Raw genomic sequence first — 1,596 nt, forward strand, 5'->3', positions numbered from 1 at the left:
GCCAGCGCATCGCCGATGAAAAGGCGCGCTGGGAACTGGACCACCGCGCCCTCTACCTGCTGCCGCGCCAGGACAGTCACGCCTGCGTGTTGCTCAGCGGCGGCGCGATTGCCCAGGTGATGGCCAAGCTGTGCGGCGTCGACCTCAGTTTTCCGGCCTTCAAGCCGGGGGCGGTGGCGCAGACGGCGGCAGCGCGGATCAATGTGATCGTCATCCACTCGGGAAGCGTGGACGCGCCAGCGTTCCATATCCTCTGGGACCGCGCCTCGAAGGACTACTTCGAAGGTGCGTTAATGGATGCGTTGGAGGAGTTTGGCGGGAACGGCCTACACAGCAGATGAAGCATGCGTGCCCCCGTGGCCTAGGAACCAATGGGCATCTCATGCCGATATCGGTCAAACATGTGGGAGCGGGCTTGCTCGCGAATGCGGAGTGTCAGTCACTGTATTTAGCGACTGATTCACCGCATTCGCGAGCAAGCCCGCTCCCACATTTGAATCACGGCGCATCAGACAGATCGCCGTCTTCAGTCGGTATAGCCTGCGTGCGCTGACGCGCCACCAGGCAGCAACCGATGAGGACCACGCCCGACAGCCCCACACGCAGCCCAATTTTTTCACAAGACTGATCCGTAGTTCTGGCGCTTATCTGATCTGCTAATGTGATGCATGGCCAATAGCCATTTATCACCTTTACCCCAGCATTTATTGGTTAAAAGACCAAGAACTGACGTTCATCGGGCGCTTGAAAAAGCAGTTGCATGCTTTGTATTACGGTATACCATCATACCTACAAACATATAAAAACCGCCCCACCGCCGAGGACCGTCCCATGATCGATGCCGCTATCTACAAACAAGTGATGGGTTCGTTTCCGTCCGGGGTCACCGTGATCACCACGCTCGATGACGACGGGCAAATCGTCGGGCTGACCGCCAGTGCTTTCAGTTCATTGTCGATGGACCCGGCGCTGGTGCTGTTCTGCCCCAACTACAGCTCCGACTCGTACCCGGTGTTGATCAAGAACAAACGCTTTGCCATCCACGTGCTCTCCGGCGGGCAGCAAACCGAAGCCTATGCCTTTGCGCGCAAGGGCAAGGACAAGGCCCAAGGCATCGAATGGACGCTCAGCGAGCTGGGCAACCCGATCCTGGCGAATGCCACGGCGGTGATCGAATGCGAGTTGTGGCGCGAGTATGAAGGCGGCGACCACGCGATCATGGTCGGCTCGGTGAAGAACCTCATCGTGCCCCGGCAGAACGCCGCGCCACTGGTGTATTGCCACGGCAAGATGGGCGCCCTGCCCATGCCAGCCTAAGCCACACACAAAACTTTGTGGGAGGGGGCTTGCCCCGGTGGTTCAGCTAAAAACCTGTGTCTGATACACCGCTATCGGGAGATAGCGGTGTATCAGTGACACAAGAATTGACTGACCCATTGCAATCGGGGGCAAGCCCCCTCCCACATTCAGATGTTTGTCAGTTTCAACGCCAGCGCCTTGGCCTGAAGCGCCACATCGGTCACCGCCGTGCTCTCCCACCACATCCCGCGCAACGGCGGGCCCATGGCGAACAGTCGCGGGCTGGCCTGGCAATAC

1 protein-coding gene and 1 pseudogene are annotated in these 1,596 nt (G+C 59.0%); both read left to right on the top strand.

Features of this window, described 5'->3' with window-relative positions; genetic code table 11:
- Positions 1 to 341, top strand: a pseudogene (locus tag L9Z73_RS30220) (sarcosine oxidase); the annotation flags it as partial.
- 490 nt (positions 342 to 831) lie between these two features.
- A complete protein-coding gene (locus L9Z73_RS30225; RefSeq protein ID WP_247408611.1) occupies positions 832 to 1,317 on the top strand; it encodes a flavin reductase family protein in 486 nt (161 codons plus the stop codon).
- Positions 1,318 to 1,596: the final 279 nt, after the last annotated feature.

The organism is Pseudomonas emilianonis (genome assembly GCF_023072625.1).
Taxonomy (GTDB): Bacteria; Pseudomonadota; Gammaproteobacteria; order Pseudomonadales; family Pseudomonadaceae; genus Aquipseudomonas; species Aquipseudomonas paraveronii.

What these genes read in the sequence shown, in the direction of transcription:
- L9Z73_RS30225 (WP_247408611.1), top strand. Translation starts at nt 832, where the DNA reads ATGATCGATGCCGCTATCTACAAACAAGTGATGGGTTCGTTTCCGTCC.